The following is a 26,805-nucleotide window of genomic DNA, read 5'->3' as shown; positions in this document are numbered from 1 at the left end:
CCATGACGGACAAGAACTTCAACGAGAACGGTGAAGTTCCTGAGGACGAGGGGTCGGATGCTGCGGCATCCGGCCCATCGCCGCAGGAAGGCGCAGCGTCGCAGGAGAATCCGGATGCCGCTGAGGCGGCTGCCGCCGAAGGATCCGACGACGATCTGACGATCGACGACCTCACGGTCGACGACATCCTCGGTGCCGAGCAGACCGGCGAGGCTGCGGCGGAGGACGCCGTGCTCGCCGACCTCGAGAGCACCTTGCTCAACGACCTCAAGCGCCTGCAGGCGGAGTACGCCAACTACCGTCGGCGCACCGAGGAGCAGCGTCAGCTCGAGATCGACCGCGCGAAGGGCGAGGCGGCCAAGGGCCTGATCCCCGTGCTCGACGACCTTGACCGTGCGACCCAGCACGGCGATCTCGTCGAGGGCACGCCGTTCTTCGTGATCGGCGAGAAGATCCGCACCATGGTCGAGCGGCTCGGCGTCGTCGCCTACGGGGAGAAGGGCGAGGAATTCGACCCCCAGCACCACGAGGCCATCTTCCAGCAGCCGACTCCAGGCGCAGAGTCCTCGACGATCCTCGAGGTCGTGGAGGTGGGCTATCGCCTCGGCGATGTCGAGCTGCGCCCGGCGAAGGTCGTCGTCGCGGTGCCCGCTGAGTAGGCGGGTGATCGATGGCAAGCCAGGACTGGTTCGACAAGGACTTCTACAAGACGCTCGGCGTCGAGAAGAACGTCAGTGATGCGGATCTGAAGAAGACATACCGCAAGCTCGCGCGCAAGTACCATCCCGATTCCAATCAGGGTGATGCCAAGGCCGAGGCGATGTTCAAGGAGATCAGCGAGGCGTACTCGGTGCTCTCCGATCCCGAGCAGCGCAAGGAGTACGACGAGATCCGGGCCATGGGCTCGGGTGCGCGGTTCACTGCGAGCGGCGGCGGTGCCGGCGGCTTCGAAGACGTGTTCAGCCGGTTCGGTCAGGGCGGGCGGGACCAGAGCAACGCCGACTTCGAGGACATCTTCGCGATGTTCAACCAGAGTCAGGGCGGCGGCTTCGGATCCGGCCGCTTCGGCCAGACGAGCGGCGGATACCGCGGCTTCGGCGGACCGCAGAAGGGTGCCGATGTCACGGCACGCACCACGCTCGATTTCGTCACCGCCGTGCAGGGCGAGACCATCACGCTGCAGGGCGAGGACGGCAAGCCGTTCAAGGTGAAGATCCCCGCCGGCGTCGCAGACGGGCAGAAGATCCGTCTGCGCGGGCGCGGGCGTCCTTCGCCCGATGGCGGCGAGAGCGGTGACATCGTCGTGCAGATCAAGGTGCGCCCGCACCCGGTGTTCACCCGTGACGGCCTGAACCTGCGCCTGACGGTGCCGGTCACGTTCACGGAGGCGACACTCGGCGCGACGATCGAGGTACCGACGCTCGCCGGCGACATCGTGAAGCTGCGCGTCGCGCCCGGCACCCCGTCCGGACGCGTCCTACGGGTCAAGGGCCGCGGCGTCGCGACGTCGAAGGGCACAGGCGATCTCCTCGCCGAGCTGCAGGTAGCGGTGCCGACGCACCTGGACGATGCCGCGCGCGAAGCGCTGCAGAAGTTCCATGACCTGGAGCCCAAGGAGAACCCGCGGTCCGACCTGATGTCGAAGGCGCAGGGTTGATGAACACTGCAGGCGGAGGTGATCGCGATGGTCGAGGATGAAGACGCCCCGATCTTCGCGATCGCCGTCGCCGCAGAGCTCGCGGGCATGCATCCGCAGACTTTGCGTCAGTACGACCGGATCGGGCTCGTCGTCCCCGGGCGTACACGCGGGGGATCGCGCCGCTACTCGGCGCGCAACATCGCTCAACTGCGCGAGGTCGCCCGCCTCTCCGCCGACGGGATGAGCCTGCCGGCGATCGCCCGTCTGCTCGACCTCGAGGACGAGGTCCGGATGCTGCGCCGACGCGTCGTCGATCTCGAGGGCGCGCTGCGTGCCGAACGCGAGAACCGCCCGGGCGTGCGCGTCTTCGCCGCCGGCGCGAGCGGCGTCGTGCCCGTACCGAGCGGACGCCGCATCCGCCGCTCCACCGACATCGTGCTGTGGCGGCCGGGCGGACGCGGAGAGGGCTGACGCCGCGCCGCCGTCTTCACCGCGCAGGTGAGGCGGCGCGTTGTGTATCCTGTCAACAGTCAACAGGAGGTCGTCGTGACGCAGACAGTGAAGCGCGGTGAGTCTCTTGGCGCCCAGGTCGCGGGCGTGCTGCGGCACAGGATAGTGCGTGGAGAGCTCGCTCCGGGAGCGCGCATCACGGAGGAGTCGCTGGCCGAGGAGTTCGCGGTCAGCCGCGGCCCGATCCGCGATGCGCTCACCCAGCTGAGCTTCGAGAAGCTGGTGGAGGTGCAGCGTCCGCGCGGCGTCTACATCGTCGGCCTCAGCGACGACGACGTGGATCAGCTCTACAGCCTGCGCGGTGCTCTCGAGCAGCTCGCGCTCTCGCGCGCGATGCGTGTCGATGACCCGTCGCGCTGGACGGCGATGGCTGCGGCGGTGGGGCGTATGGGAGAAGCCGCGGATTCCGGCGATCACGCGGCGTTCGTGGCCGCGGACCTCGACTTCCATACGCAGATCTACGCGCTCGCCGATCATCCGCGACTGGCCGGCGCATGGAATCAGTACCTGCCCACCTTCTCTGCGCTCCTCGAGGTGACGATCAACCATGACGACGACCTGCATGAGTCGTCCGGCGATCATGTCAGGCTCATGGACGTCATGCGCACCGGTACGCCGGAACAGGCCGCGCTCGTGCTCACGGAGCATCTCGACGGCGCGCGCGATCGGATGCTGAGCGAGCTCTCGCAGCGTCGATCCTGATCCGGGCGTTCCGACCAGGCGATCCCTTCTCAGGAGCCCGCCCTGGTGATCACTCGGACGCGTGAACGACCTCGCGTTGACTGTTAACAGTCAACAATGCTACGCTCAGGCGCGTTGGTACGGTCCCCACCTGCACTCAAAGAGGAGCAAAGATGCCCATCAAGCGAATGAACCGCGTGCTCGCAGCCGCCGCGGTCTTCACCACCGCAGCACTGGTCATGTCCGGATGCACGAAGGTCGAAGAGGGCGGCGATGCTGAGTCCTCCTTCCCCGAGAAGGACATCCGGCTGATCATCCAGGCCAATCCTGGAGGTGGCTCAGACCTGTCGTCGCGAGCCCTCGCCACCGAGCTCGAGAAGATCCTCGACGTCAGTGTCATCCCCGAGAACATGCCCGGTGCCGCCGGCGCGCTGGCGATGGAGTACGTCGCCGAGCAGGACCCGGACGGCTATGTGATCGGCTTCGGGCCCGTCGAGATCGCGATGCTGAACACGACGCAGGACGCGAACGTCCTGCCGGAGAACTTCGACATGCTCGGTCAGATCATGCTCGCACCCGGCGTGATCACCGTCTCCGCAAGCAGCGACATCCAGACGCTCGAGGATCTCATCGCCAAAGCCGAGACCGCACCGGTCACCGTCGCCAACTCTGGTGCCGGCTCGATCTGGGAAGCGGCGAGCATCGCGCTCGGCGCCGAGACCGGCGGTGAAGTGACCCCCGTTCCGTACGACGGCGGTGCACCTGCCGTCGCCGCAGCGGCGTCCGGCGAGACCGTCGCTGCTGTCTCCGGCCTCGGTGAGGCGCTGTCGCAGGGCTCCGCCGTGCGCATCCTCGCGGTCATGAACGACGAGCGTCACCCTGACGCACCGGACGTGCCCACTGTGGAAGAGGCCATCGGCACCGAGATCGTCTTCGGCGGCTGGGGCGGGATCTACGCTCCCGCCGGTCTGCCTGACGATGTCCACGACACTCTTGAGGCCGCCATCAAGGAGGCCGTCGAGTCCGACGCGTACAAGAAGTTCCAGGAGGATGCGGGAAACCTCGTCGTCTACCGGAACTCCGCGGAGTTCACCGAGTTCGTCGGCGAGCAGTTCACCCTGTTCCAGGACCTGCTGGGCTGATCAGGTGCCGGAGGCCGGGTGCTCCCCGGCCTCCGCAACCGTCGGAGGAAGCACATGTCAGAAGCAGAAGTCGCCGAGAGCGACGAGTATCAGAGCGCGGCGCCATCGCGCGCGCTCGAGATCGCCTTCGCCGTCGTGGCGCTCGCCGTGACCGCCGGCTACCTGGTGCTGACCACGCAGATCCCGCTGCGTCGAGAAGCTCTTCCCGGGCAGATCGATGCGCGCTTCTGGCCGATGGTGCTCGCCGTCACCGGGATCGTCGTCGCGATCGTGCTCCTCGCGATCGCGATCACACGCCCGGCACCGGGCCGTGAGGAGATCGAGCGGATCCAGCCGGGTGGGGTCGTACGAGTCGCGGCGACGCTCGCGATCTCGATCGCGTTCATCGCGCTGTGGTCACTCGGCTCCGTCATCCTGTTCGGTTACCGCATCGAGGTGTTCCCGATCGCGGCCGCCCTTCTTCTGGTCGCTCTGATGCTCGTCTACGGGCACCGGCGCTGGCTGAGTCTCATCATCTACACCGCATCGCTCACGGCGTTCATCTACGTCGTGTTCGGGATGCTGCTGAGGATCCCGCTATGACCCCGCTGCTGGAGGGGCTGAACTCGCTCCTCGACGTCTCGATCCTGCTGTACATGCTCGTCGGCCTGCTGCTCGGTTTCATGGTCGGCGCATTCCCCGGCATCACGGCCACGATGGCCGTCGCATTGGCGGCCGGATTCACCATGACGCTCGAGCCCGTACAGGGCCTCGCCGTGCTGTTGACGATCTACGTCGCCGCAAACTTCGGCGACCGTGTGCCGTCGATCCTGATCAACACCCCTGGCACACCGGCATCCATCGCGACCACGCTCGACGGCTATCCCATGGCGAAACAGGGCAGGGCCGGCCTCGCCCTCACGATGTCGGCGATCGTGTCCGCTGTCGGAATCCTCGCCTCGCTCGTCCTCTTCGCACTCGCCGCGGTTCCGATCGCGAGCTTCGCGCGCGACTACTTCAAGTCGCCCGAGCTGTTCGCGCTCGTCGTGTTCGGCATCGCGATCATGATCGGCATCTCGTCGAAGTCGATGCTGAAGGGGATCCTCGCGGGAGTCTTCGGACTCATGCTCGGCACCGTCGGCACCTACGCCGCCACGGCTGACAAGCGCTTCACCTTCGGATCTCTGGATCTGGTCGAGGGCGTGAACTTCATCGCCGTGATCATCGGGCTCTTCGGTATCGCCGAACTGTTCGACCAGCTGCTCACCCACCGCAAGAGCCATGTGCGTCCGATCTCGAGCCTCGGTCGCTGGTGGCCGAACAGGTCGGAGTTCGCGCAGAGCGGTCGTGCGACCGCGGTCGGCGGCGCAGTGGGACTCGGCGTCGGGCTCATCCCCGCCGCGGGCGGCGACATCGCCGGGCTCATCGGCTGGGAACGCGCGCGCAAGGCCTCGAAGCGGCCGGAGATGTTCGGGAAGGGCTCGATCGAAGGCGTCGCGGCGTCGGACACGGCATCCAGCGCGACACTCGGCGGCTCGCTCACGACGACGATGGCGCTGGGCATCCCCGGCGACTCGGTGATGGCGGTCATGATCGGCTCGATGATCATCTGGGGCATCACACCGGGGCCCACCCTGTTCACCGAACGCCCCGATCTCGTGGTCTCGATCGTCGGGATCATGCTCGTCGCGACACTGCTCTCCCTCGTGCTGAGCCTGGTGCGGATGAAGGGCATGGTGAAGCTGCTCGACGTGCCGCAGCCCTACCTGTGGAGCGGCATCCTGATCTTCTGCATCATCGGCACGTACGCCACGTCCAACAGCCTTTCCACCGTCATCACGATGCTCGTGTTCGGCGTCATCGGAGTACTGCTCAAGCGGATGCAGGTGCCCGCAGGGCCCGTCGTCCTGGGCCTCCTCCTCGGACCTCTCGCCGAGGAGAACCTCGCGCGCACGCTGGCCATCCTGCCGACGCGACCGTTCTTCGAGGTCGTGAGCCCGATCGCGATCGTGCTGCTCGTGCTCGCCGTGCTCTCGATCGTCATGCCGGCGATCCGCGCAGCGCGGAAGCCGCGCGCCTCGCGTGCGTCGTTCGCGGACTCCGTGCTCGACACCGCGAGCATCACGCAGCTCTCGAAGGCTCACGATGAACTCGCCGCCGACCCCGACCTGCTCACGTCGACCGTGCGCAACCCGCAGGCGCCCAAGACGCGTCGTCCCCGCAAGAGCTCCAAGGAGAACAAGAAGTGACCCGTTACGACATCCTCACCGCGATCCCGACCGCGTTCCACCGCGACGGAAGCCTCGACCTCGAGGGTTCGCGCGCGATCTTCCGCTACGTCGGGGAGTCCGGCAACGAGGGTGCATTCGTGCTCGGCACGACGGGGGAGTTCCCGGCGGTGGACGTGGCAGAGTTCACGGCCCTCGTCGAGGCCGCGCTCGCGGAACTCGCGGATCGGATGCGCGTCGTCGTGCACGTCGGCCAGCCCAGCGCGTTCGAGGCCGTACGACTGACGCGCATCGCGCGCGAGCTCGGCGCGACCGAGTTCGCCGCGCTCACCCCGTACTACCTCCGCTCCACCGATGACGCGCTCTTCGACTACTTCCAATCCGTCTCGGATGCCGTCGGCGACGGACGCCTGTATGTGTACGTCTACCCGGCACGCAGTGGAAACCCCGTCCCGCCGGAACTGCTCGTGCGGCTCTCAGCGCTGCCGAACGTCGTCGGGGCGAAGATCAGTGAACTGTCGCTGGACGAGATCGCGGCGTACCGCGCGGTCGTCCCCGCGGACTTCGAGCTGTACACCGGCGCCGATCGTGATCTGATCGCGGCCGTCGAGGTCGGAGCGCAGGGTGTGGTGTCGGGGGTCTCGTCCGTCACACCGAAGCCGTTCCGTGCACTGGCGGATGCCGGGCGCTCCGGCGACCCGGCGGCGATCGCCGCGGCGCAGGCGGATGTCGACCAGGTCGTCTCCCTCATCGGCGGCGACATGGCGCGGATGAAAGAGGGCTATCGCGTGCTCGGCGTCACCGACGCGCACTGCCGCATGGCCATCGCCGAGCCGACGGATGCCGAGCGCGCCGACGTCCGGCAGGTGGTCGAGCGCTACCGCTGAGTTCCCCCTCAGACGAAGCGCACCCAGTTCGCGGCCTGACCCGTCTCGATCTGCTGGAGGAGCTCGAGGTCGTCGTCGTGCACCGCGTACAGCGAGACCGTCGTCGACCTCTCTCCTGCGGCGATCAGGAACGCACCGTCGGGGCTCACTGCGAACCCGCGCGGCTGCGTCTCGGTGACGGTGAAGCGTTCGGGCGCGGACACCGAACCGTCATCCGCGACTGCGACGGCGCCGAGCGTGCTCTCCGTGCGTTCCGAGCTCCACAGCCGGCGGCCGTCGGCGCCGAAGTGCAGGTCGGCACCCCAGATGTAATGGTGGGCGAGCGGATCGGCGCCGAACACGCTGTGCCCCAGGTTCTTGGTCGTGTCGTAGGCGTCGGCGGCGCCGCGAAGCGTGAGCTCTCCGCTGCTCGTGTCGCGGCTGTAGTGCAGCACCTCACCGGAGAACTCGGTGAGCACGTAGAGAGCATCCTGCGCGTCGTTCAGCACGAGGTGGCGAGGGCCGCTGCCGTCGGGCGCGGCCACGGTCTCGGGTGCGAGCGGCGCGAGGCGGAGATCGTCGGTGAGCGCGTACTGCGCCACGAGGTCGGCGCCCAGCGACACGAAGTACGCGAAGCGGCCGTCGGTGCTCGGCAGCACGGAGTGCAGGTTCGGGTACTCGATCTTCGAGACGGGCTCGCCCACGACGCCGTCCACGATCGGGCAGCTGATGCCGTAGCCGCCGCCGTATGAGGCACCGAGCAGCCCCGCGCCGTCCCGCGAGAGCGACAGATAGTTCATGCTCCCGTCCGGGAGATCGAGACGCGACTGCGGTGTGAGGGCTCCGCTCGCGCGATCGAGCGACAGGGTCAGGATGCCGGCGGGGGCACCCTCCACGCCCTTCACTCCCGCGTAGACGAGGTCACGATCGGGATCGACGGCGAAGGTCGAGCATCCGGGAAGCCCCTCGGTGACGGCGAGGCGTTCGAGCCGACCGTTCTCGAGCCGGAAAGCGGTGACGGACCCGTCGCCCGAGTTGGCGACCAGGACGAGTGCGGAATCGGTCATGTGTCGATCGTAGAGCGCACTCGCGATTAGATGCCGTCTCACGCGACTCACGATGTGCTTCCCTCCCGATCGACGGCGGTTGCGAGCAGACAAACCAGATCCTGCATCACAGCGCTGGATGTCTTTGGTCTCACTTTCGAACGGACAAATAGCCGCATGCGATAACACAAAAAAAGAAAGAAGATCGTCAACCAAGCCTGATTTTCTAGCAAGAAATACGCAAGTAATCCTAAGCTGAAGGGCACCGGCACTTTGCCGAGGACTTACACCGAAGTAAGGGGAATGCAGAATGAAGCTCAAGAGGAGCCTTGCAGGCTTAGCCACCGTCGTCACCGCACTGGGGATCACCGCATGCGCCGGCGGCGCAGCGCCGGTGGAATCGGGCAATGCGTCTGGGGATGCGATCACGTTCCGTTCCTGGAGCCCGATCGAACAGACCACGCGCCAGATGATCGACGCCTTCCAGGCCGAGAACAAGGACGCGAAGATCGATGCGACGATCTTCAACTACCCGGAGTACCTCGTCGACCTGCAGAGCCGCGCGAGCTCGAACACCATGCCCGACGTGCTCGGTCTCCAACCGGGGGCGCTCACTCAGCAGTACCGCGAGAACCTGATGCCCCTGCAGGACTGCGCGGCCGAGACGTGGGGCGACGACTGGCAGAGCAAGTTCTACCCGATCGGCATCGAGCAGGCGCGTATGGGTAACCCCGAGGGCGACGACAACTTCTACTCGCTGCCGATCCTCACCCAGACGGTCAACCTGTGGGCCAACTCCGAGATCTTCGATGATGCCGGCCTGAGCGTGCCGAAGACCTGGGACGAGCTCGTGCAGACCACCGAAGATCTCAGCGGCGGGGATGCCGCGCCGTTCCTGCTTCCGGCCAAGGACTCCTGGCTGCGCAACGTGGTCTTCCTCCAGATTGCGAACAACGTGTCTCCCGGCACCGTGTACGAGGCGGAGGCCGGCACCAAGGACTGGACCGATCCCGCGATCGTGAAGGCGTTCGAGTACTGGGGCAAGCTTTTCTCCGACGGCATCGCTCAGGACGGTGCGATTGGACTCGACGCGTACCCCTCGGCCGTGAACCAGTTCGAGGCGGGCAACGCGGCCATGATCCCCTTGGGCGCCTGGTGGATCCAGCAGTCCGACCCGACCAAGTCCGACATCCCGCCGTTGTCGGAGGGCATGTCCGGCTACGAGCCGTTCCTGTTCCCGACCATCCCGGGAGGAGCGGCGGAGTCGCAGTTCGTGGGCGGCATCGACGTAAGCCTCGGCATCTCGAAGAACACCGCCAACCCCGAGCTGGCGTGCAAGGTGCTCACGGACTTCATCGCCGGTTCCGCGGCGCAGAAGCTCGTCAACACGATGAACGACGTCCCCGCCGTCACCGGCCTCGCTCCCGAGAAGTTCACGAGCGAGAAGCAGGAGCAGATCTGGAACCTGTTCGTCGACGAGTGGCTGCCGCAGGTGAAATGGTCGCGCTACTTCGAATCTCCCAAGCTCGACCAGGCGGTCGCCGACGCACTGGCCGCGATCGCGACCGGTGACGCCACTCCGCAGGAGGCCGCGGAATCCGTGCAGGCTGTCCAGGACACTCTGTAACAACCGGATTCGTGCAGGGTTCGGGGCGTCATCCCCGAACCCTGCTTGAGAGGAGCGCGCATGAAGACCCTGACGAGAGAGAGGCTGGTGGGACTGGCCTTCCTGGCCCCGACCCTTATCCTTTTCGGCGTTTTCGTCGTCTATCCCATCTTCTACAACGTGCAGGCGAGCACGCTGCAGTGGGACGGCGTCAACGTCGGCGCCGCCGTCGGGATCGACAACTATCTGGAGCTGTTCCGGGATTCGACGTTCCTCATCACCGTCCGCAACTCCGCCTTCTGGATCGTGCTCACGATCATCCCGCAGGGGGTGATCGGCTTCCTCCTCGCAGTGGCTCTTAACCAGGGGCTGCGGGGCAGCACGATCTACCGGGCGATCTTCTTCATCCCCGCGATCCTCTCGCCCGTGGTCGTCGGCATTGTCTGGCAGCGGATCCTCGACCCGTTCAACGGTGTTCTCACCGCGATCGGCAAGGCCACGGGGCTCGAGTTCCTCGGCGGCAACTACCTCGCCGATCCGCAGACCGCGATCTTCGCCGTGATCTTCGTGAACGTGTGGATGTGGACCGGGTTTTCGATGCTCTTCTATCTCGCTGGCCTGCAGTTGATCGATCCGAGCCTGATGGAGGCGGCGCGGATCGACGGCGCGAGCGGCTTCCAGACCATGGTGCGCATCACGTTCCCGCTCCTCAAGACCACGACCCTCTCGCTCGTGCTGCTCGGGATCATCGGATCGCTCAAGACCTTCGAACTCGTCTACGTGCTCACACAGGGCGGACCCAACCACGCGTCCGAGATGCTGCCGACCTTTGCGTTCCTCGAGGCCTTCCAATTGCAGAACGTGGGCTACGCCTCGGCGATCAGCGTGGTGCTGCTCGTGATCGCTGTCGTTAGCTCGCTCTCGATGGTGCGAGTCTTCGGCGCCGGATTCATCACAGGAGACGAGAAATGACCGCGATGAACGAGACCCGCAACCTGATCGTCCCGAGGGAGGCGGCGAAGACCCGCTCGCGTCACGGGGCGCCCGGTCGCCGCGTGGGCTGGCTACATTTCGCGCTCATCCCGCTGTCGGTGCTCTGGCTCGTGCCGATCATCATGGTGATCGGCCTCTCGATGATGCCGCCGAACAACCCCGGCACCCAGTTCTTCGGGATCTTCCCCGAGGAGTTCAGCATCAAGAACTACCTCACGATCTGGGCACAGAACCCGATCCTGCTGCACCTGCTGAACAGCCTGCTGATCACGGTGCCGTCGGTGCTGCTGGTGTGTCTGCTCGGTTCCATGACGGCGTTCGCGCTGGCACGGCTGCGCGTGCCGCTGAAGGCTCTGATCTTCGGCATTCTGATCCTCGCGCTGATCCTGCCGATGTCAAGCATCGTGGTCGCGACGTTCCGGATACTGCAGTCGATGCAGCTCTACAACAACCTGCTCGGGCTCGTGCTGGTTTACACGGCGCTCGGACTGCCGTTCGCGGTGATCATCATCCGCACCTCCTATCTCGCGATCCCGCTCGAGACCTACGAGGCTGCGCGTCTGGACGGCGCCAACTCGTGGCAGATCTTCTGGACCATCTACCTGCCGCTGGGCAAGCCTGCGCTCGCGGTCGTCGCGGTGTGGCAGACGATGATGAGCTGGAACGACTTCCTGCTGCCGCTGGTGACGCTGGGCGACAACGCCCTCAAGCCGCTCACCCTCGTGCCGCTCGCCTATCGGGGCATGTACCTCTCGCAGCCGGGAGCGCTTTTCGCAATCCTGGTACTGATCTCGATCCCGGTCGTGCTGCTGTTCCTTTTCATTCAGAAGTACCTCGTAAACGGCCTCTCAGGGGCGATCAAATGAGCGTCATTGGATTGGACCTCGGCACCAGCGGCGTACGTGCCGTGGCGTTCTCCGACGGAGGCGACGTGCGCGGTACGGCCTCTGCGGTACTCACGTTGCGGCGCGACGGTACGGGCCGCGTGGAGCTCGAGGCCGAGGAGATCATCACAGCTGCCGAAGACGTGGTCCGTCGCGCATCTCAGCAGTCCGCGGAGTCCGGTGATCCTGTGCGTGCGATCGGGTTCAGCGTGCTGGGCGAAGCGGTTGTCCCGATAGATGGCGCCGGCGCCCCGTCGGCGCGGGTCGCGGTGAGTATGGACACCCGGGGGGCGGCGGCGGCTGTCGCGGTCGGAGCGCTCCTGGGCGACGGACGCTTCACCGAGATAACCGGTCAGCCGCTGCACGGCATGTTCTCGCTGTTCAAGATCATGGCCGGAGACGATGCCTGGGCGGATGCGGCCGGCTACCGCTGTATTGGCGACCTGCTCGCGGAGCGATGGAGCGGCGTCGCGGCGATCGACCTCGGTCAAGCGGCGCGCACCGGCATGCTGGATGTGGATAGAGGGGAGTGGAGCGCGGAGATCCTGGCTGCGGCCGCGGTCACAGCGCCATGGGTGCAGGCAGAGCGTCTGCCCATTCCAGTCGCATCCGGCAACGTCATCGGTGTCGTACGCGCGGAGGCCGCCGATGCACTCGGCGTCGAGCCCGGCACATCGCTGGTGGCGGGGACGCACGATCAGGCTGCAGCCTTCCTGGGCGCGGGAGGCGAGCCCGGCGTGCGCTCGGTGATAGCGCTCGGCTCCAGCGATTGCCTGACCGTCGGCTCACGCGTGCGTCCCCAGGGTCTCGGCGCCACCGGGTTCGCGAGCTACCGCGTCGACGAGGAGCTATGGGTGACCCTTGCCGGTACGGCGGCCGGCGGATGGGCGCTCGAATGGCTCGCCGGACTGTTGAACCGTGACGTCGCCGATGTGTTCGGGGAACTTGCGGACGCGCCTCCCGCCCTTCTCATGCTGCCCTACCTCGCCGGCTCAGGAACACTCGACAACGATCCCTCCGCCCGGGGCACGATCCACGGACTGACCCTCGACACGACGGTACCGGAACTGGCGCGGGCCGTCGTCGAGGCCGCAGGGTTCGAGTTCCACAAGATTATCGCTGCGTTCCGCGCGCACGGAGTCGAAATCTCCGCCCTGCATGTCACCGGCGCCGGCGCGGAGAATGCACATGCGCTCGCCGCCCGTGCGGCGGCCGCCGGCGCGTCGCTGACGCCCGTCGGCAGGGATGCCTCGGCCCGCGGCGCCGCGATGCTCGCGCTCCGCGGCGTCGGGAAAGACCCGACGCCGTTGCGACTCGAGCCCGCCGGCGCCACGCCCGTCGCCGACGACGCCTTCGCCGGCTGGTACGCCGATCAACGCGCCGCTTACGTCGCGCTCTACGAGGCGACACGCTGCCTCAACCCGCACCTAACTACACGACCCCAGCCACACGAGAAGGAGAACATGACATGACCGAGACCACTCTGCAGGTCGGCTTCGACATCGCCGCCGCGAAAAAGGAGATACTCGATTACTGCCTGCGCTCGATGGAGTACGGACTCAACTTCAACACGCAGGGCAATATCAGCATCCGCGTGCCAGGGGTCGAGGACCGCTTCCTCATCACGCCCACCGATCTCGAGTACGACAGGATGACCCCCGAAGACATCGTCCTGGTCAACGGCGACAGCGAACTGATCGAGGGGCGTCTCGGGCCGTCGAGTGAGGTCACAGTGCACATGGCCGTGTACAAGCGACGCCCCGATGTGAATGCGATCGTGCATTCAGAGCCCATCTACTCCAATGTCTGGGGTGTCGTGGGCTCCCCGATTCTCGGCACGCTGGTCAACATGGTGATCTACACCAAAGGCGCCGTGCCGATCATGCCGTTCGAGCTCAGCAACAACACCGAATTCGGTGAACACATGTGCGACACGATGGGTGATCTGAATGCGGTCGTCTGGGCGAACCACGGTCTGCTCACCGTCGGCCCGAATCTGCGCGATGCCTTCAAGACGAGCGTGGCCGTGGAGTCTGCCGCGAAGGTGCAGGCCTACGCCCGCGCGCTCACAGACACCCCGATCGTGCTCGATTACGACACCCTCGGCATCACCGAGTCGCTCTGAGGCTCGGGATGACACTTCAGACGCTGCGGGCCGCGCTCGCCGAAGCCGAATCGGGTGCGTACGCCGTCGGCGCCTTCAACGTCTCGAGCATTGATCAGGCCATCGCGGTGCTCGATGCGGCTGCGGCAGAGCGCTCGCCGGTGATCTTGCAGTCGATCGCCGGCATGTCGGCCTACGACGACGAGTCGCGCTGGTGGACCCGTCTGCGCGGTCTGGTCGAGGACTACACCGAGGTGCCGGTCGTGCTGCACCTCGATCACGGCCGTACCTACGATGATTGCGTGCGGGCCATCGACCACGGATTCACGAGCGTCATGATCGACGCCTCGCGCTCCACCGATACGGACGAACCGGCATCGTTCGACGAGAACGTGGCAGCTACCCGACGAGTCGTTGACACGGCAACTCCGGCCGGCGTGAGCGTGGAGGGCGAACTCGGCACCATTGGCGGCGCGGAGGCGGGCGTCGGCGCCATCGTCGAGGAGATCGTCTTCGCCGACCCGGATCAGGCGGTGGAATTCGTGGCACAGACGGCGGTGGATGCCCTCGCCGTGGCCGTCGGTACCAGCCACGGCTCGGTCAAGTTCACGGATGCCGCCGGCGGACAGCGCCTGCGACTCGAGCTCATCGCCGAGATCAAGAGCCGCTTGCCCAAGACGTTCCTCGTCTTGCATGGCTCGTCCTCGGTGCCGGCGGATGCCGTATCCGTGATCAACGCGCACGGTGGCGAGGTTCGTCCGTCCTACGGAATCACTCCAGTACAGAAAACGCAGGGCGTCGCGGCCGGCATCCGCAAGATCAATCAGGGCACCGACTCGCACCTCGCCTGGAGCGCGGAGCTGCGGCGCTTCCTGCAGGAGAACCCGGCAGTGGTGGAGCCGAGCGAGCAGCTTCGCCCGGCGATCCGCGGATTTCGCGAGATGGTCGCGCGGCGCATGCGCGAGTTCGGCTCGGCCGGCCGAGCGTGACCCCGAATTCTTGGGCGCCGCTGCGGCGTCAGGCGAGCTCGATCGTCAGACCGGCCTCTCGAAGCGCCTCCAGTTCGACCGGAGGCGCTTCGACGCCGGTCACGAGCATGTCGATCCGTTGCAGTGGCGCGACTTGGATTACCTGACTTTTCCCGATCTTCGAGCTGTCGGCGACGACGATCGCTCGCGCAGCCGAGTCGAGGTATCGCCTCTTCATCGTCACTTCCGGGAGGCTCGAGTTCGTGAAGCCGCGCGACGAGACTCCGTTGCAGCCGATGAAGCAGATATCGCTGTGCACGGAGCCGATGAACATATCGCCCAACGGATCGATGAGCGAACGCTGCTTGTAATTGACGGTGCCGCCAGTGACCACGACGGTGATGTGGTGCGGCTCGGCGACGCCGAGCTCGAGTGCGATCGTGAGGGAGTTCGTGAAGACGACGACACCCCGCAGGTCCTCACGAGCACGGAGCGCTCGAGCGATCGCGAGGGTGGTGGTGCCCGCATCGAGAAGGATAGCCATCTCACTGTCGACGAGCGCTGCTGCAGCATTGCCGATGCGTCGTTTCTCGGTGACTGCTCGCGCGAGTGCTCGTTCATAATCCGGCGACTGCGCGGTCGATTTGATGCCTGAGATGGCGCCGCCATGCACGCGCTGAATCACGTTCTCTTCCGCAAGCAGATCCAGATCGCTGCGTACCGTCACCTCGGAGACGCTGAGCGTTCGGCTCAATTCCTGCACGCGGGCGAAGCCTTGGCGCTCGATGATCGACACGATCTGTTCGCGTCGAACCGTCGCTGGTACGGACTGCGACCACTCAGGCATGGTGCTCAGCGTAGCCGCGTCTGACGAGGGTCGCGTTCGACAGCCGTCCTGCGCCGCGCGTGGGCGTTCCAACGACGAGATACTGTTCTTCAGTCCGATGGGCATGAAGAACGGGAGGAGGCGAGCATGACCACGATCTATGACGTAGCGAAGAAGGCGGGAGTCTCGCCGGCGACCGTGTCGCGCGTGTTCAACGGCACGAACGTGTCCGCTGCGAAGGTGACCGCCGTTCGCGAGGCGGCCGAGCTGCTGAAGTTCACTCCCAACCGCACCGCACGCTCCCTGCGACTGCAGAGTTCGGAAGTCATCGCGCTCGTGATCCCCGACATCGAGAACCCCTACTTCACGGAGATGGCACGGGGTGTGGAGGACGCCGCCTCGGAGGCGGGGTACTCGGTGGTGCTGTGCAACTCCGACTCCCAGACCGACAAGGAATCGACGTACCTGAACATCGCCGTCGCAGAGCACATGTCGGGGGTCATCATCGCTCCGGCATCCGAGACGACGGATCTGACTCCCGTCCTCTCGACGGGGCGTCCCGTCGTCGTCGTCGACCGCGGCACGGGGCATGACGTCGACGAGGTCGTGATGGCGAACCGGGTCGCGGGTGTCGCTGCCACTCGCGCGCTGATCGATGCAGGCTACCGACGCATCGCCTACATCGGAGGGCCGGAGCACATCGACACCGCAGTGGAGCGTGCGGAGGGGTGGAGATCGGTCGTCGCGGCCTCGGATCCTGCACTCGACACCCGCGCGTTGGAACGGTTCGCGACGTTCCGGGTCGACGGAGGGCGCGCAGCCATGCAGGAGCTGCTGTCGATGGACGACCCGCCGGACGCCGTCGTCGCCGGTAACAACCTGATCGGCGTCGGCGCGATCCAGGTGCTCACCGAGCGCGGACTCACACCGCCCGAGGTCGGTGTCGCCGTGATCGGCTCGCTGCCGTTCACGACACTGTCGCCGACCGCGGTCACGGTCGTGCGACTGCCGGCTCGGCACATGGGGATGACCGCTGCCAACATGCTGCTCGAACGCATCAGGGGCGACCGGCAGCCCGCCCGCACTGTCGTGCTGCGCAACGAGGTGCAGGTGGCGAGCGCCCTGCGCTGAGCGCCCGCAACGGCGCCGTTCCGCCTTGCGGAGCCCAGCCGTTGTTGATTCATGAAATCGATTTCGCGTAAAGTTGAAGAACCGACGTGTTCAAGGAGGACCGCCATGCACTGCACCCTCGGTGTCGACATCGGCACGTCGAGCACGAAGGGCGTTCTCGTCGCGGCAGACGGCTCGATCGTGGCATCGGCCACACGCTCCCACGGCGTCGATCGCCCGCGCACCGGCTGGGTCGAGATGGATGCGCACATCTGGTGGGATGAGTTCGTCAGCATCGCGAATGAGCTGATCTCGGCGCACCCGGAAGCGGAGATCACCGCCGTCGGCGTGAGCGGGATGGGCCCGTGCGTGCTGCTCGCGGACGCTGACGACGAACCGGTGCGGCCCGCGATCCTCTACGGCGTCGACACGCGCTCCGGTGCCCAGATCGCACGCATGACGGAAGAGCTCGGCATCGACGAGATCACACGCGTCGGCGGATCGACTCTGACCTCCCAGGCGGGAGGCGCGAAGATCGCCTGGATCTCGGAAGAGGAGCCAGAGGCATCGGCCGCGGCCCGTCGCTTCTTCATGCCGGCATCCTGGCTCGCTCGCAAGCTCACCGGCGCCTACGTGCTCGACCACCAGTCGGCGAGCCAGACGTCACCGCTGTACGACATCGAGAACGAGACCTGGTACGACCCGTGGTGGCAGCGGTACGCCGGCACGATCGAGCAACCCCGGCTCGCCTGGGCGGGAGACATCGCCGGTGAGGTGACGGATGCGGCATCCGCGATCACCGGAATCCCGGCGGGCACGCCGGTCATCACGGGCACGATCGACGCGTGGACCGAGGCCGTCAGCGTGGGGGCCCATGAGACCGGCGACCTCATGCTCATGTACGGCACCACGATGTTCATGGTCTTCACGAACACCGTCGCCACGGGCGGACAGACCCTGCGCACACCTTCGATGTGGACCACTGCCGGCGCGTTCCCCGGCACCCGAAACCTGGCCGGTGGTCTCTCCACGTCCGGTGCGCTCACGGCATGGCTCAAGGGCCTCACCGGATCCGACTATCGGGAGCTGCTCGCAGAGGCCGCGATCTCGGGCCCGGGCGCAAGAGGACTGCTGATGCTGCCCTACTTCGCGGGGGAGCGAACGCCGATCCAGGACCCCGACGCGCGCGGGGTGGTCGCAGGCCTCACGCTCGAACACGGCCGCGGCGACCTGTACCGCGCCGCACTCGAGGCCACCGCGTTGGGGGTGCGTCACAACGTTGAAACGATGCGCGCAGCCGGTGCCGACATCACCCGCATCGTCGCCGTCGGCGGCGGAATGCAGGGGCAGCTGTGGCTGCAGGTCATCTCCGATGTGACCGGCCTCGTGCAGGAAGTCCCAGAGACCACGATCGGCGCCAGTTACGGTGCGGCGTTCCTCGCCGCATCCGCGGTCGCGCCGGAAGGTGCGGAGCCGGCGATCACCGACTGGAACCCGATCGCGCAGACCATCACGCCGAATCCCGACACCCGTGCCTTCTACGACACCCTCTTCGATCGCTACGTGCGGCTCTACGAAGGCACGAAGGACGTCGTCCACGAACTCGCCGCCGATCAGCGCGGTGCCTGACCCCAACCCCGGAGGAATCATGACCAGCTACACACTTCCCGCCGCGGCATCCCGCCCGGCATCCGCCCCGAAGACCGCCTACCTGATCACCTCCGGTGACCTGCGAGAGTCGGCCAACACCGCCGGATGGGCGACGCAGGCGGCGCTCGAGGTCAGCGTCACCTCCGTCTTCAACGAGTTCGGCTGGAACGTCATCCGCGCGTTCGACGTCGACCCCGAGACCGGTCACGGCTACATCTCGAGCCAGCGCATGGGCATGGAGGTCTTCAAGAACATCCCGACGGACGCGCCGCTGATCGTCGCGATCGCCAACTGGCAGTACTCGCACCACGTGCTCGCAGGTCTCCGCACGCACGAGGGCCCGATCCTCACGACCGCGAACTTCGCGCCGGACTGGCCCGGCCTGGTCGGACTGCTCGGCCTGAACGCCGGACTCACCAAGATGGGCAAGCCCTACTCGTCGACCTGGTCGGTCGACTTCTCCGACGACTGGTTCAAGGCGACCATCAAGGAGTGGATCGAGACCGGTACGATCACCCACGACTACTCGCACGTACGAGAGCTGCCGGCGCTGCCGGACAGCCCGGAGAAGCAGCTCGGCGAGGCGCTCGCGGCGCAGCTTCTCGACGAGAAGGCCATCATCGGCGTCTTCGACGAGGGCTGCATGGGCATGTACAACGCCATCTTCGACGATGAGCTGCTCAACCAGACCGGGATCTACAAGGAGCGGCTGTCGCAGTCGGCGCTCTATGCGGAGATGCTGCAGGTGCAGGAGCGCGAGGCGGATGCCGCCTACGACTGGCTCATCGATCACGGCATGACGTTCCGCTACGGCGAGGACGGCGCCACCGAGCTCACCCGCGAGCAGGTGCAGTGGCAGATGAAGATGTACATCGCCGCCCTGCGCATCGCTGACGACTTCGGACTGGATGCTGTCGGCATCCAGTACCAGCAGGGGCTGAAGGACCTCGTCCCGGCATCCGACCTCGCCGAAGGCATCCTGAACTCCACTGAGCGCCCTCCGGTGACCTCGCGCGACGGCTCGCGCGTGCTGCACGAGGGCCGCGCCTTCCCGCACTTCAACGAGGCCGACGAGGGCGTCGCGGTCGACGCACTGGTCACCGACCGCGTGTGGCGCGCCATGGGCCTCGTGCCCGACAACACCCTGCACGACGTGCGCTGGGGTGAGGAGTACGACGGTCAGTTCGTCTGGGCGTACGAGATCTCCGGCTCCGTGCCGGCCTCGCACCTCGGCGGCTGGGACAAGGCGGAGGGATGGCGTCAGGGCCACGTCTTCTTCCCCGCGGGCGGCGCGACCCTCAACGGCGTCTCCCAGCCCGGCGAAGTGGTGCTGAGCCGCGTGTTCATCGCCGACGGCATCCTGCAGGCCGACATCTTCCGCGCCTCGGTCGTCGAGCTGCCGGAGGAGGAGACGCAGCGCCGCAAGGCCGCCACGAACGAGGAGTGGCCGCTCGCGCACGTCGTGCTGCACGGCGTCTCGCGCGACCAGTTCATGGCCCGCCACAAGGCCAACCACGCCCAGCTCGTCTACGCGCCGGATGCCGAGACCGCCGACAAGGCCCTCATCGCGAAGGCGGCGATGTTCGACGGCATGGGCATCAAGGTGAACCTGATCGGCGACGTCGCGATCTGACGCGCTCACGCCCGTTTCCGGCACGAAGCGGCAATTGCGGCATGAGAAGGGAGTTGCGTGACCCCTTCTCATGCCGCACGTGCCTTCTCGCGCTGCAGACGCCTTCTCGCGGGCGAGCGCGCCCGCTCAGGCGGGCAGCAGCCCCGCCACGAGGGCGTCGACGACCTCGTCGGTCGGGGTGCCGGGATCGATCGGCGAGGTGAGCCGGTCGAACACCAGCCCCTCGATCGCGTAGTGGAACAGGGCCACTTCTCGGCGACCGCCCGGAAGTCCCGCCGCCTCGTTGAACGCGACGTCGCCGTCGAAGCCCGTGCGCTGCCACTCGCCCAATGATGCGGCGAGCTCGGGGCGACGGGCGGCGTCGAGGCGCAGCTCGTAGAGTGCGAGCGTGACCTCTCTGTTCGTCAGCAGACGGCGCACGATGTCACGGATGTAGTCGGCGAAGAGCTCGCGGCTCGGGTGCTCCGCCGCCCTGGCCTCCAGCTCGGCCGATGTCGGTGCCAGCCGGACGCCGATGCGTTCGAAAAGCCCGGTGATCAGGGCCTCTCGACTGCGGAAGTAGTTCGAGGCGGTTCCGACGGGCACGCCCGCCTCCGCGTCGATGGCCCGATGGGTCAGCCCCCGTGATCCCTCGCGTGCCAGCACCGCGATGCCCGCATCGGCGAGGAGCGCTCGCCGCGTCTCGTTCTTCGCCATGCGATGACTCTAGCGCAACCACTGCAACTGTTGTAGTCTCCAATCACTGCACCTGTAGTTATTGGAGAAATGATGCGAGAACTCACCTATTACGTCGCCGTGAGCATCGACGGTTTCATCGCCGGCCCTGACGGACAATTCGACCGGTTCCTGTTCGAGGGCGACCATGCCGCCGGCATCGGCGAGAAGTATCAGGGCACAGCGCCGACCGAACTCGCCGAGAGAGCGGGCTTCCCGATCGACGGCGGTCCGTTCGACACCGTGCTCATGGGGTGGAACACCTACGCCGTGGGGCTTCCGGAGTTGCCGAGCCCGTATCGGCATTTCCGGCAGATCGTCTTCACGCGCGGACACGACGCACCGGAGGGCTCAGGTGACGTCGAATTCACCGATCGTGACCCTGTCGAGGTCGTGCGCGAACTCAAGGCCGAGGAGGGCAAGGGGATCTGGCTCTGCGGCGGCGGCGCGTTGGCGTCGGTATTGCGCGACGAGATCGACCGCCTGGCGCTCAAGCGTAATCCCGTGCTGTTCGGCGCCGGCATCCCTCTGTTCGAGGGGCGCGACTACGCGCCGGCCGACTTCCGCCCGACCGGCGTCACGCCGTACAAGTCCGGAGTCGTGCTCGCCGAGTACGTGCGCGGCTGAGCCGCGTCGACTGCCCGCTCCTGCGCCGAAGCGAGAAGTCGGCCGGGAGCGGGTAGTGTGGCGACACGATGAGGATGACGCGTCGCCAGCTGCTGATCGGCGCCGGAGCAGGCGCTCTCGGCGTGCTGCTCGTATCCTGCACCCCGGAGCCCGCGCCGACGCCCACGCCGACGCGCAGTCCGACACCTCTGCCGACCACGAGGGTGCCGGCTCCCGCCGCGCACATGCGCAGCACCTGGGCGAGCGATCCGTTCTCGCGCGGCGCAGTGAGCTACACGCGCATCGGCGTGCAGTCGGCCACACGCGAGACGCTGGCAGAGCCCATCCAGGGGCGGGTCTACTTCGCGGGCGAGGCGACAGACTCCGACCATCCCGCCACGATACGAGGCGCCATCCGCTCGGGTGAGAGCGCCGCGATGCGGCTGCGGGCCACCGTCGAGGCGGGGGAGCGCATCGCGGTGATCGGCGCGGGCCTCGCCGGCGCCGCCGTCGCGGCCGACCTCGCCGATCTCGACGTCGAGGTCACGGTCTTCGAGGCACGCGACCGGGTCGGCGGACGCATCCACTCCCAGCTCGAGGACGATTGGCCTCTGCCGGTGCAGCTCGGCGGATGGCTGGTCGGCCCTGACGATGACACCGGCCTCTCCGACACCGTCGAGTTGGCGACCGCCGTATGGCGCTCGGCGGAGGGCGCGAACGAGCCCCCGAGCACCGCGCCGTTGGAAGCGGCGATCGCTGCGGCGCAGGCGTTCCCCGCCGATGTCGCGCTGGCCGAGGCCCTGGAGGAGACGGGCGCGAACCCCGAGGAACCGGGCCTCGCAGGCCTTCTCGCCTACCTGGCGACCACTGCCGGTGCCGATGCGGACCAGCTCTCGACCTGGTTCCCTCCCGCGCTGCCGCAGAGTGTGCGCGGAGGATTCATCGGGGATCTGGGCGCGTATGTGCAGGAGCAGCTGGCCGACGCGCAGTTGACGTTGTCCTCGCCTGTGACGCGCATCGCCTACGACGACTCCGGCGTCAGCCTGCGACTCGGCACCGGGGAGTCGACGTCGTTCGATCGGGTCGTGGTCACGGTTCCGCTCGGGGTGCTGCAACGCGAGGGCATCGAGTTCGCCCCGCCGCTGCCCTTCACGCACCGCGGTGCGTTGAACGCGCTCGGCATGGGGCACATCGAGACGATCTGGCTGCGCTATGACGAGCCGTTCTGGGACACCGAGGCGACGATCTGGCATGTCGCGGGCGATGGCCTGGTCGGCGGTGGCCTGGTGCGGGAGGACACGGTGCCGGTGCGCACCTGGATCAACCTGCTTCCGGTCACGGGGGAGAACCTGCTGGTGGGCATCGTCGGCGGTGAGGACGCGGAGCGCTTCGCCGAGCTCGAGGAGGAGAGTGCGCTGCTGTCGGCGCTCACATCCCTCGAACTGTTCCTGCCTTCCGGCGCGACGGACTGACCCTGCTGATCACCGCGAGCACGGCGGCGATGAGGGCGAAGATCGCCAGAGCGAGCACGCTCGTCACCAGGAATTCTCCGATGCCGCTGACCTGGCGCAGGTCGAGGAAGTAGTACGGGTACCAGCCGATCATCGGCCCCCGCCACATCGTCACCGCGCCCCACACCAGCGGGAACAGCAGCGACCCGGGGATGATCCACCACGGCACCGACCTGTGGCCGGGCGTGAGGGTCCACGCGATCGCGGTGAGTGCGGGCAACCAGAAGTGCAGCACCTGATCGGACCACGGCACATCGACCCGGATGCCGCGGAGCCCGGCCTGCCACACGATGAGCGCGAAGGCCAGGCCCGCGGTGATGGTCCACGTCAGCACGAGTGAGAGTGCGACGCTGAACCACCGAGGGTCGTCGTCGCGCCGGAACGCGAGGATGCCGCCGATGACGAGCAGCACGACGAGCGCGCAGTTCGATTCGACGGTGAGGTACGCGAAGAAGTTGCGCCCTGCGATGGTCTGGGAACTCAGACCCCAGAACAGCCGGTGAACGAGCGCGGTGAGGCACACAGCCGCCGTGACAAGGCGAAGTGCGCCGAACGTCGTTCGTGCCCTCACTGCCGCCAGCCTCCCCTTTCGACGCGGTTCCACGTCATCCGGCGATTCTACGGACGACTGCTCCGGAGTCGAATCCGCGGTCGTCGATATCTGCGCGTCCCGGGCGGTCCTGGCCGCTCAGATGCCCAGGATGGCCTTGGCGATGACGAAGTAGATCACGAGCCCGGTGGCGTCCACGAAGGTGGTGATGAACGGATTCGAGAAGACCGCGGGATCCACCCGGATCATTCTGGCGACCAGGGGCATGATCCCCCCGATCGTCGCGGCCACCGCGCACACCGCGATGAGGGTGCACCCGATCACGAGCCCGATCTGCCAGTCGTACAGGAGCGCGGTGATCCCGAACCCCAGCAGGCCGAGGAGCACGCCGAGCGACAGGCCCACCCGCAGCTCTCGGGTGAGGACGCGCACGATGTCCCTCGGCCGCACCTCGCCGAGCGCGAGCGCCCTGGTCACGGTCGTCGCGGCCTGGTTGCCGGTGTTGCCTCCCGTGCCGATCAGCAGAGGCACGAACAGTGCCAGCACGGTGAGCTGCTCGAGCGTCGCCTCGAAGACCGAAAGAACCTTGACGGTGAGCGTCGCGCCGACGGCGAGCACGAGGAGCCAGACCACCCGAGAGCGGACGATCCGCCGGATCGGCGTCGACAGGTACGGCCGGGTCAACGGCTCCACGCCGCCCTGGCGCGCAGCATCCTCGCTCTCCTCGCGCTTGAGGATGCGCGCGGCGTCATCGATCGTGAAGATGCCGACCAGGCGGTGCTCGCTGTCGACCACTGGCACGGCGAGCAGGCCGAGGTCGGTGCAGTCGCGCGCCGCGACCTCGGCGTCCGAGTCGGCGGGCACGGTGTGCGCGTCCTGCATCAGCGAATCGATGAGAGCGTCGTCATCCGCGCTCAACAGGTCCCTGAGGCTGACGACGCCGACGACGCGGCGCGCGTGATCGGTCACGGGAAGCGTGTAGATGGTCTCCGCGTCGGCGAGACGCGCGCGCATGCGTCGCAGCGTCTCGGCGGCGGTGAGGCCGGGGTGCGTGGCGACGTACTCCGGGCTCATGCGCCGGCCGATGGAGTCCTGCGAGTAGCCGAGGACTGATGCGGTCAGCTCCCGCTCCCGCGGCGAGAGCCCTCGCAGCAGCCTGGGCGCGACGGATGCCGGCAGCTCATCGAGCAGCCAGACCCGATCGTCCGGATCCATCTCGGCGAACAGTGCCGCGACCTCGGCGTCCTGCAGTCCGCGGACGAGCTCGCCCTGCAGCTCGGGCGACAGCGCTTCGAACGCCTCCACCGCCTGCTGCTTCGGCAGCAACCGGTAGACGACAGCGCAGTCCCGGGGGTTCAGGCGTTCCAGCACCTGCACGATCTGCCAGGTGGGTGCGGGTGAGAGGGCGGCGGATGCCGCGGCGAGATCGCGCCGCGACAGGCTCTGCTCGATCGTGTCGAGAAGGTCAGCGGTGTCGAGGTTCTGGGTGGGGATCTGCTCCGTGGTCATGGAGAGCTTCTTTCGGGCAGGCCGACAGGAAGCGCAACAGGAGGCGCTGATGATCGTCGGCTGGACGGATGAGTCGAAGCCGGACAACCGCGCGAGAAGTCAGCGCTGCGATGCAGCGAAAGCGGAGTCCGGATGCTGATGGCAACTATCACCACTCATGGGAGTACCACCTCGCTTCCGTCGTCGCAGACCGCTCAGATGCGGTCGAGCCGCAGTGGGACGCTCGTCCGCTGCCTCCGCCAATGTAGTCCATCAGGTTGCGGGATGTCTGCGCGCCGTCCTCATGCGCCGCGCAGACGGGGGTCTTCTCAGTCGGCGGCGAGGAGGAACGGCCGCGCGGCAGCCAGGAACGCGCGAGGATCGTCGGCCCAGATGCGCACGGAGGTGACCGGATGCTCTCCGCCGCGGGGAGCGAGGCCGGGCAGTCGCACCGCGTAGGGCCGTTCCAGCTCGATCTCGATGTTCGTCTCGTCCTGCATCCGCTCCGCGTACTCCGAACCGGTGATGCGCGGCTGCTTGGGCTCATCGATGCGCCTGCTGATCGCGACGGACGCGGTCTCCTCCCAGGGGAGCGCGACGTCGACCTCGAGCCCATTGCGCACCTGGATGCCGTCCGGGCCCACCGCGTGCGGGCGCAGCAGCATCGCGCAGAGCAGTCCGATCATCCACGTGAGGCCCCAGATGCCGATGATGAGGAACGTGATCCTCACGGCGGGCCAGCGGTGCACGATCAGGTCGATGATCGGCAGTTCGACCGCCGACAGCACGATGAACACGATGAGGATCGTCAGCACAGGGCGGTGGTAGCCGATCCCGGTGCCTCCGCGCGGAACCGCCGGGCGCCTGGCGATCGCCCGCCCGATGCTCGCGTAGATGCGCAGCTCTGCGAGCAGCGCGCGGTGCGCGAGGGAGAGGAACCGCCGCCACGCGGACGGGGACGCGATGTCGATCGTCGTGCTGCTCATTTCGCGCTCTCGGCCTCGGCGACGAGCGCCGCCAGGTGATCTGCCAGCGCGGCGACTCCGCGCTGGACGGCGTCACGGTCTTCGGGTGCGATCGCGGCCGTCAGCGTGTCGTTGAGCTCGACGTGCTCCTGCTGCATGCGCGCCATGGTCGTGACGGCGTCGGGGGTGAGTTCGACGAGCACGGCCCGGCGATCCGTCGGGTGGGGAGTCCGGCGCACGTGGCCGGATCGCTCCAACCCGTCGACGAGGCCGGTGATGTTGCGGGGGCTCACGTCGCACAGCTTCGCGAGCGCCTGCTGCGTCGACGGGCCGGCATGCTGCAGCACCCACAGCAGGTGCACACGCGAGGTCGTCAATCCGGTGCCCTCGAACGCGCGCGCCATGTCCTTCTGGAACAGGTCGGCGATCTGCAGCAGGCGGTCGAGAAGCAGCGGGTTCATGATAGTGATGCTACTACATCATTACCATGCTTCATTAATTAAGATCAGGCGGGATCGATCCGCAGGACGTCGCGCGCCTCACCGCCCTCCAGATCGTCGGCGATGCGGATGCTGCGCGCGAGATCGTCCAGCGCGGGAATCAGCGTGCCGAACGTCTCACGGGATCCGCCCACGGCGGTCAACGTGACCAGATGCGTTCCGGTGTCCCAGGTGTATGTGGCGAACGGAGGGGAGGTGGGCTGTTCGGGGAAGGACATCACCAGCTTCTCCCCGACTCCGAGCCGGGAGGGGAACGACTCGGTGTCGTCGTACTCCATCGGCATCATGGCCCTGGCCGTGCGCACTTCGTTCGTCAACTCCTGCGTCGTCGCCATGGCGACGACGAGCTCCGGCTCCGCCTTCCACGTCCACACCAGCACGCGGCCATCCGCGCGCTTCATCATCGCGGGGGCGAGTTGGCTGATCGCCCACGCTCCGATGCGAGTGCCCCGAGCGGGGGTGCCACCGCCCGCCTGCACGGCGTTGCCCATCAGCATCCGCAGTGCGGCCTTGCGGTGTCGACGCCCCTTCCACCCGAACGACTCGGTGACGGGGATCCAGAGCTGCGGGTCTGCGGAGCTGGCGATGCGCATGTCACCACGCTAG

At 67.1% G+C, this 26,805-nt stretch carries 27 protein-coding genes; 19 read left to right on the top strand and 8 right to left on the bottom strand.

Translation table 11 applies throughout. The features are described from left to right. The first annotated feature begins 2 nt into the window (after nucleotides 1-2). The 8 genes from ACYVG2_RS12400 to ACYVG2_RS12365 all read left to right on the top strand — a co-directional run bounded on the left by ACYVG2_RS12400 (nucleotide 3) and on the right by ACYVG2_RS12365 (nucleotide 7,066). The gene (locus ACYVG2_RS12400; protein WP_460781267.1) at nucleotides 3-659 is read left to right on the top strand and encodes a nucleotide exchange factor GrpE; all 657 of its coding nucleotides are present in this window, start codon (nucleotides 3-5) and stop codon (nucleotides 657-659) included. Between the two features lie 11 nt (nucleotides 660-670). Beyond that, complete coding sequence (locus tag ACYVG2_RS12395; protein ID WP_460781266.1) at nucleotides 671-1,657, top strand: DnaJ C-terminal domain-containing protein; 987 nt, start codon at nucleotides 671-673, stop codon at nucleotides 1,655-1,657. A gap of 27 nt (nucleotides 1,658-1,684) precedes the next feature. Further along, complete coding sequence (locus ACYVG2_RS12390; RefSeq protein ID WP_448964670.1) at nucleotides 1,685-2,110, top strand: heat shock protein transcriptional repressor HspR; 426 nt, start codon at nucleotides 1,685-1,687, stop codon at nucleotides 2,108-2,110. A gap of 75 nt (nucleotides 2,111-2,185) precedes the next feature. Beyond that, the gene (locus ACYVG2_RS12385; RefSeq protein ID WP_460781265.1) at nucleotides 2,186-2,851 is read left to right on the top strand and encodes a GntR family transcriptional regulator; all 666 of its coding nucleotides are present in this window, start codon (nucleotides 2,186-2,188) and stop codon (nucleotides 2,849-2,851) included. A 152-nt stretch (nucleotides 2,852-3,003) separates the two neighbouring features. Next, complete coding sequence (locus ACYVG2_RS12380) at nucleotides 3,004-3,972, top strand: tripartite tricarboxylate transporter substrate binding protein (RefSeq protein ID WP_460781264.1); 969 nt, start codon at nucleotides 3,004-3,006, stop codon at nucleotides 3,970-3,972. 54 nt (nucleotides 3,973-4,026) lie between these two features. After that, complete coding sequence (locus ACYVG2_RS12375) at nucleotides 4,027-4,554, top strand: tripartite tricarboxylate transporter TctB family protein (protein WP_460781263.1); 528 nt, start codon at nucleotides 4,027-4,029, stop codon at nucleotides 4,552-4,554. Next, entirely contained in the window at nucleotides 4,551-6,200 is a 1,650-nt protein-coding gene (locus ACYVG2_RS12370) for a tripartite tricarboxylate transporter permease (RefSeq protein WP_460781262.1), read from the top strand. Before ACYVG2_RS12375 ends, ACYVG2_RS12370 begins: the two co-directional genes overlap by 4 nt. After that, nucleotides 6,197-7,066, top strand: coding sequence for a dihydrodipicolinate synthase family protein (locus ACYVG2_RS12365; RefSeq protein WP_460781261.1), 870 nt, complete (start codon nucleotides 6,197-6,199; stop codon nucleotides 7,064-7,066). The genes ACYVG2_RS12370 and ACYVG2_RS12365 overlap by 4 nt, the downstream gene beginning before the upstream one ends. A gap of 8 nt (nucleotides 7,067-7,074) precedes the next feature. Here the strand turns inward: ACYVG2_RS12365 and ACYVG2_RS12360 are convergent, their stop codons facing one another. After that, nucleotides 7,075-8,112 carry a lactonase family protein gene (locus ACYVG2_RS12360; RefSeq protein ID WP_460781260.1) on the bottom strand — a complete coding sequence of 346 codons (1,038 nt, stop codon included), beginning with the start codon at nucleotides 8,110-8,112 and terminating at the stop codon, nucleotides 7,075-7,077. 289 nt (nucleotides 8,113-8,401) lie between these two features. Here ACYVG2_RS12360 and ACYVG2_RS12355 point away from each other — a divergent pair, with 289 nt between their 5' ends. Genes ACYVG2_RS12355 through ACYVG2_RS12330 form a run of 6 tightly spaced genes read left to right on the top strand, consistent with a single transcriptional unit; the run spans nucleotide 8,402 to nucleotide 14,667 of the window. After that, nucleotides 8,402-9,718 carry an ABC transporter substrate-binding protein gene (locus ACYVG2_RS12355; RefSeq protein ID WP_460781258.1) on the top strand — a complete coding sequence of 439 codons (1,317 nt, stop codon included), beginning with the start codon at nucleotides 8,402-8,404 and terminating at the stop codon, nucleotides 9,716-9,718. A 60-nt stretch (nucleotides 9,719-9,778) separates the two neighbouring features. Continuing rightward, nucleotides 9,779-10,669 (top strand): carbohydrate ABC transporter permease, encoded by an 891-nt coding sequence (locus tag ACYVG2_RS12350; RefSeq protein WP_460781257.1) that lies wholly within the window; start codon nucleotides 9,779-9,781, stop codon nucleotides 10,667-10,669. Continuing rightward, a complete protein-coding gene (locus ACYVG2_RS12345) occupies nucleotides 10,666-11,556 on the top strand; it encodes a carbohydrate ABC transporter permease (RefSeq protein WP_460781256.1) in 891 nt (296 codons plus the stop codon). Before ACYVG2_RS12350 ends, ACYVG2_RS12345 begins: the two co-directional genes overlap by 4 nt. Continuing rightward, complete coding sequence (locus ACYVG2_RS12340; protein ID WP_460781254.1) at nucleotides 11,553-13,046, top strand: FGGY-family carbohydrate kinase; 1,494 nt, start codon at nucleotides 11,553-11,555, stop codon at nucleotides 13,044-13,046. The genes ACYVG2_RS12345 and ACYVG2_RS12340 overlap by 4 nt, the downstream gene beginning before the upstream one ends. Continuing rightward, a complete protein-coding gene (locus ACYVG2_RS12335; RefSeq protein WP_460781252.1) occupies nucleotides 13,043-13,699 on the top strand; it encodes a class II aldolase/adducin family protein in 657 nt (218 codons plus the stop codon). Before ACYVG2_RS12340 ends, ACYVG2_RS12335 begins: the two co-directional genes overlap by 4 nt. A gap of 8 nt (nucleotides 13,700-13,707) precedes the next feature. Next, nucleotides 13,708-14,667, top strand: a complete 960-nt coding sequence (locus ACYVG2_RS12330; RefSeq protein WP_460781250.1) for a ketose-bisphosphate aldolase — start codon at nucleotides 13,708-13,710, stop codon at nucleotides 14,665-14,667. Nucleotides 14,668-14,695: 28 nt separating this feature from the next. On the opposite strand, the gene ACYVG2_RS12325 is transcribed toward ACYVG2_RS12330, so the two are convergent. Then, on the bottom strand, nucleotides 14,696-15,493 hold the full coding sequence (locus ACYVG2_RS12325; protein ID WP_448964230.1) for a DeoR/GlpR family DNA-binding transcription regulator: 798 nt from the start codon (nucleotides 15,491-15,493) through the stop codon (nucleotides 14,696-14,698). Nucleotides 15,494-15,541: 48 nt separating this feature from the next. Here ACYVG2_RS12325 and ACYVG2_RS12320 point away from each other — a divergent pair, with 48 nt between their 5' ends. The 3 genes from ACYVG2_RS12320 to ACYVG2_RS12310 all read left to right on the top strand — a co-directional run bounded on the left by ACYVG2_RS12320 (nucleotide 15,542) and on the right by ACYVG2_RS12310 (nucleotide 19,865). Further along, entirely contained in the window at nucleotides 15,542-16,603 is a 1,062-nt protein-coding gene (locus tag ACYVG2_RS12320) for a LacI family DNA-binding transcriptional regulator (RefSeq protein WP_460781465.1), read from the top strand. Between the two features lie 105 nt (nucleotides 16,604-16,708). Then, nucleotides 16,709-18,211 carry an FGGY-family carbohydrate kinase gene (locus ACYVG2_RS12315; protein ID WP_460781249.1) on the top strand — a complete coding sequence of 501 codons (1,503 nt, stop codon included), beginning with the start codon at nucleotides 16,709-16,711 and terminating at the stop codon, nucleotides 18,209-18,211. Nucleotides 18,212-18,230: 19 nt separating this feature from the next. Further along, nucleotides 18,231-19,865 carry a fucose isomerase gene (locus ACYVG2_RS12310; RefSeq protein WP_460781248.1) on the top strand — a complete coding sequence of 545 codons (1,635 nt, stop codon included), beginning with the start codon at nucleotides 18,231-18,233 and terminating at the stop codon, nucleotides 19,863-19,865. A gap of 126 nt (nucleotides 19,866-19,991) precedes the next feature. Here ACYVG2_RS12310 and ACYVG2_RS12305 read toward each other — a convergent pair whose 3' ends face one another. Next, nucleotides 19,992-20,561, bottom strand: coding sequence for a TetR/AcrR family transcriptional regulator (locus ACYVG2_RS12305; RefSeq protein WP_460781247.1), 570 nt, complete (start codon nucleotides 20,559-20,561; stop codon nucleotides 19,992-19,994). Between the two features lie 69 nt (nucleotides 20,562-20,630). On the opposite strand from ACYVG2_RS12305, the gene ACYVG2_RS12300 reads away from it, so the two are divergent. Then, the gene (locus ACYVG2_RS12300; protein ID WP_460781246.1) at nucleotides 20,631-21,206 is read left to right on the top strand and encodes a dihydrofolate reductase family protein; all 576 of its coding nucleotides are present in this window, start codon (nucleotides 20,631-20,633) and stop codon (nucleotides 21,204-21,206) included. Nucleotides 21,207-21,280: 74 nt separating this feature from the next. Next, entirely contained in the window at nucleotides 21,281-22,657 is a 1,377-nt protein-coding gene (locus tag ACYVG2_RS12295; RefSeq protein WP_460781245.1) for a flavin monoamine oxidase family protein, read from the top strand. Here the strand turns inward: ACYVG2_RS12295 and ACYVG2_RS12290 are convergent. The 5 genes from ACYVG2_RS12290 to ACYVG2_RS12270 all read right to left on the bottom strand — a co-directional run bounded on the left by ACYVG2_RS12290 (nucleotide 22,614) and on the right by ACYVG2_RS12270 (nucleotide 26,792). Continuing rightward, the gene (locus ACYVG2_RS12290) at nucleotides 22,614-23,267 is read right to left on the bottom strand and encodes a Pr6Pr family membrane protein (protein ID WP_460781244.1); all 654 of its coding nucleotides are present in this window, start codon (nucleotides 23,265-23,267) and stop codon (nucleotides 22,614-22,616) included. The genes ACYVG2_RS12295 and ACYVG2_RS12290 overlap by 44 nt on opposite strands. A gap of 117 nt (nucleotides 23,268-23,384) precedes the next feature. After that, the gene (gene mgtE / locus ACYVG2_RS12285; RefSeq protein WP_460781243.1) at nucleotides 23,385-24,755 is read right to left on the bottom strand and encodes a magnesium transporter; all 1,371 of its coding nucleotides are present in this window, start codon (nucleotides 24,753-24,755) and stop codon (nucleotides 23,385-23,387) included. 308 nt (nucleotides 24,756-25,063) lie between these two features. Then, nucleotides 25,064-25,720: a hypothetical protein gene (locus ACYVG2_RS12280; protein ID WP_460781242.1), complete on the bottom strand. Its 657-nt coding sequence runs from the start codon at nucleotides 25,718-25,720 to the stop codon at nucleotides 25,064-25,066. Next, nucleotides 25,717-26,160 carry a MarR family winged helix-turn-helix transcriptional regulator gene (locus tag ACYVG2_RS12275; protein ID WP_460781241.1) on the bottom strand — a complete coding sequence of 148 codons (444 nt, stop codon included), beginning with the start codon at nucleotides 26,158-26,160 and terminating at the stop codon, nucleotides 25,717-25,719. Before ACYVG2_RS12275 ends, ACYVG2_RS12280 begins: the two co-directional genes overlap by 4 nt. A 44-nt stretch (nucleotides 26,161-26,204) precedes the next feature. Beyond that, entirely contained in the window at nucleotides 26,205-26,792 is a 588-nt protein-coding gene (locus ACYVG2_RS12270; RefSeq protein WP_460781240.1) for a hypothetical protein, read from the bottom strand. Nucleotides 26,793-26,805 lie beyond the last annotated feature (13 nt).

It is taken from the genome of Microbacterium shaanxiense (assembly GCF_054779995.1).
This window is presented reverse-complemented; position numbering and strand designations above follow the sequence as displayed.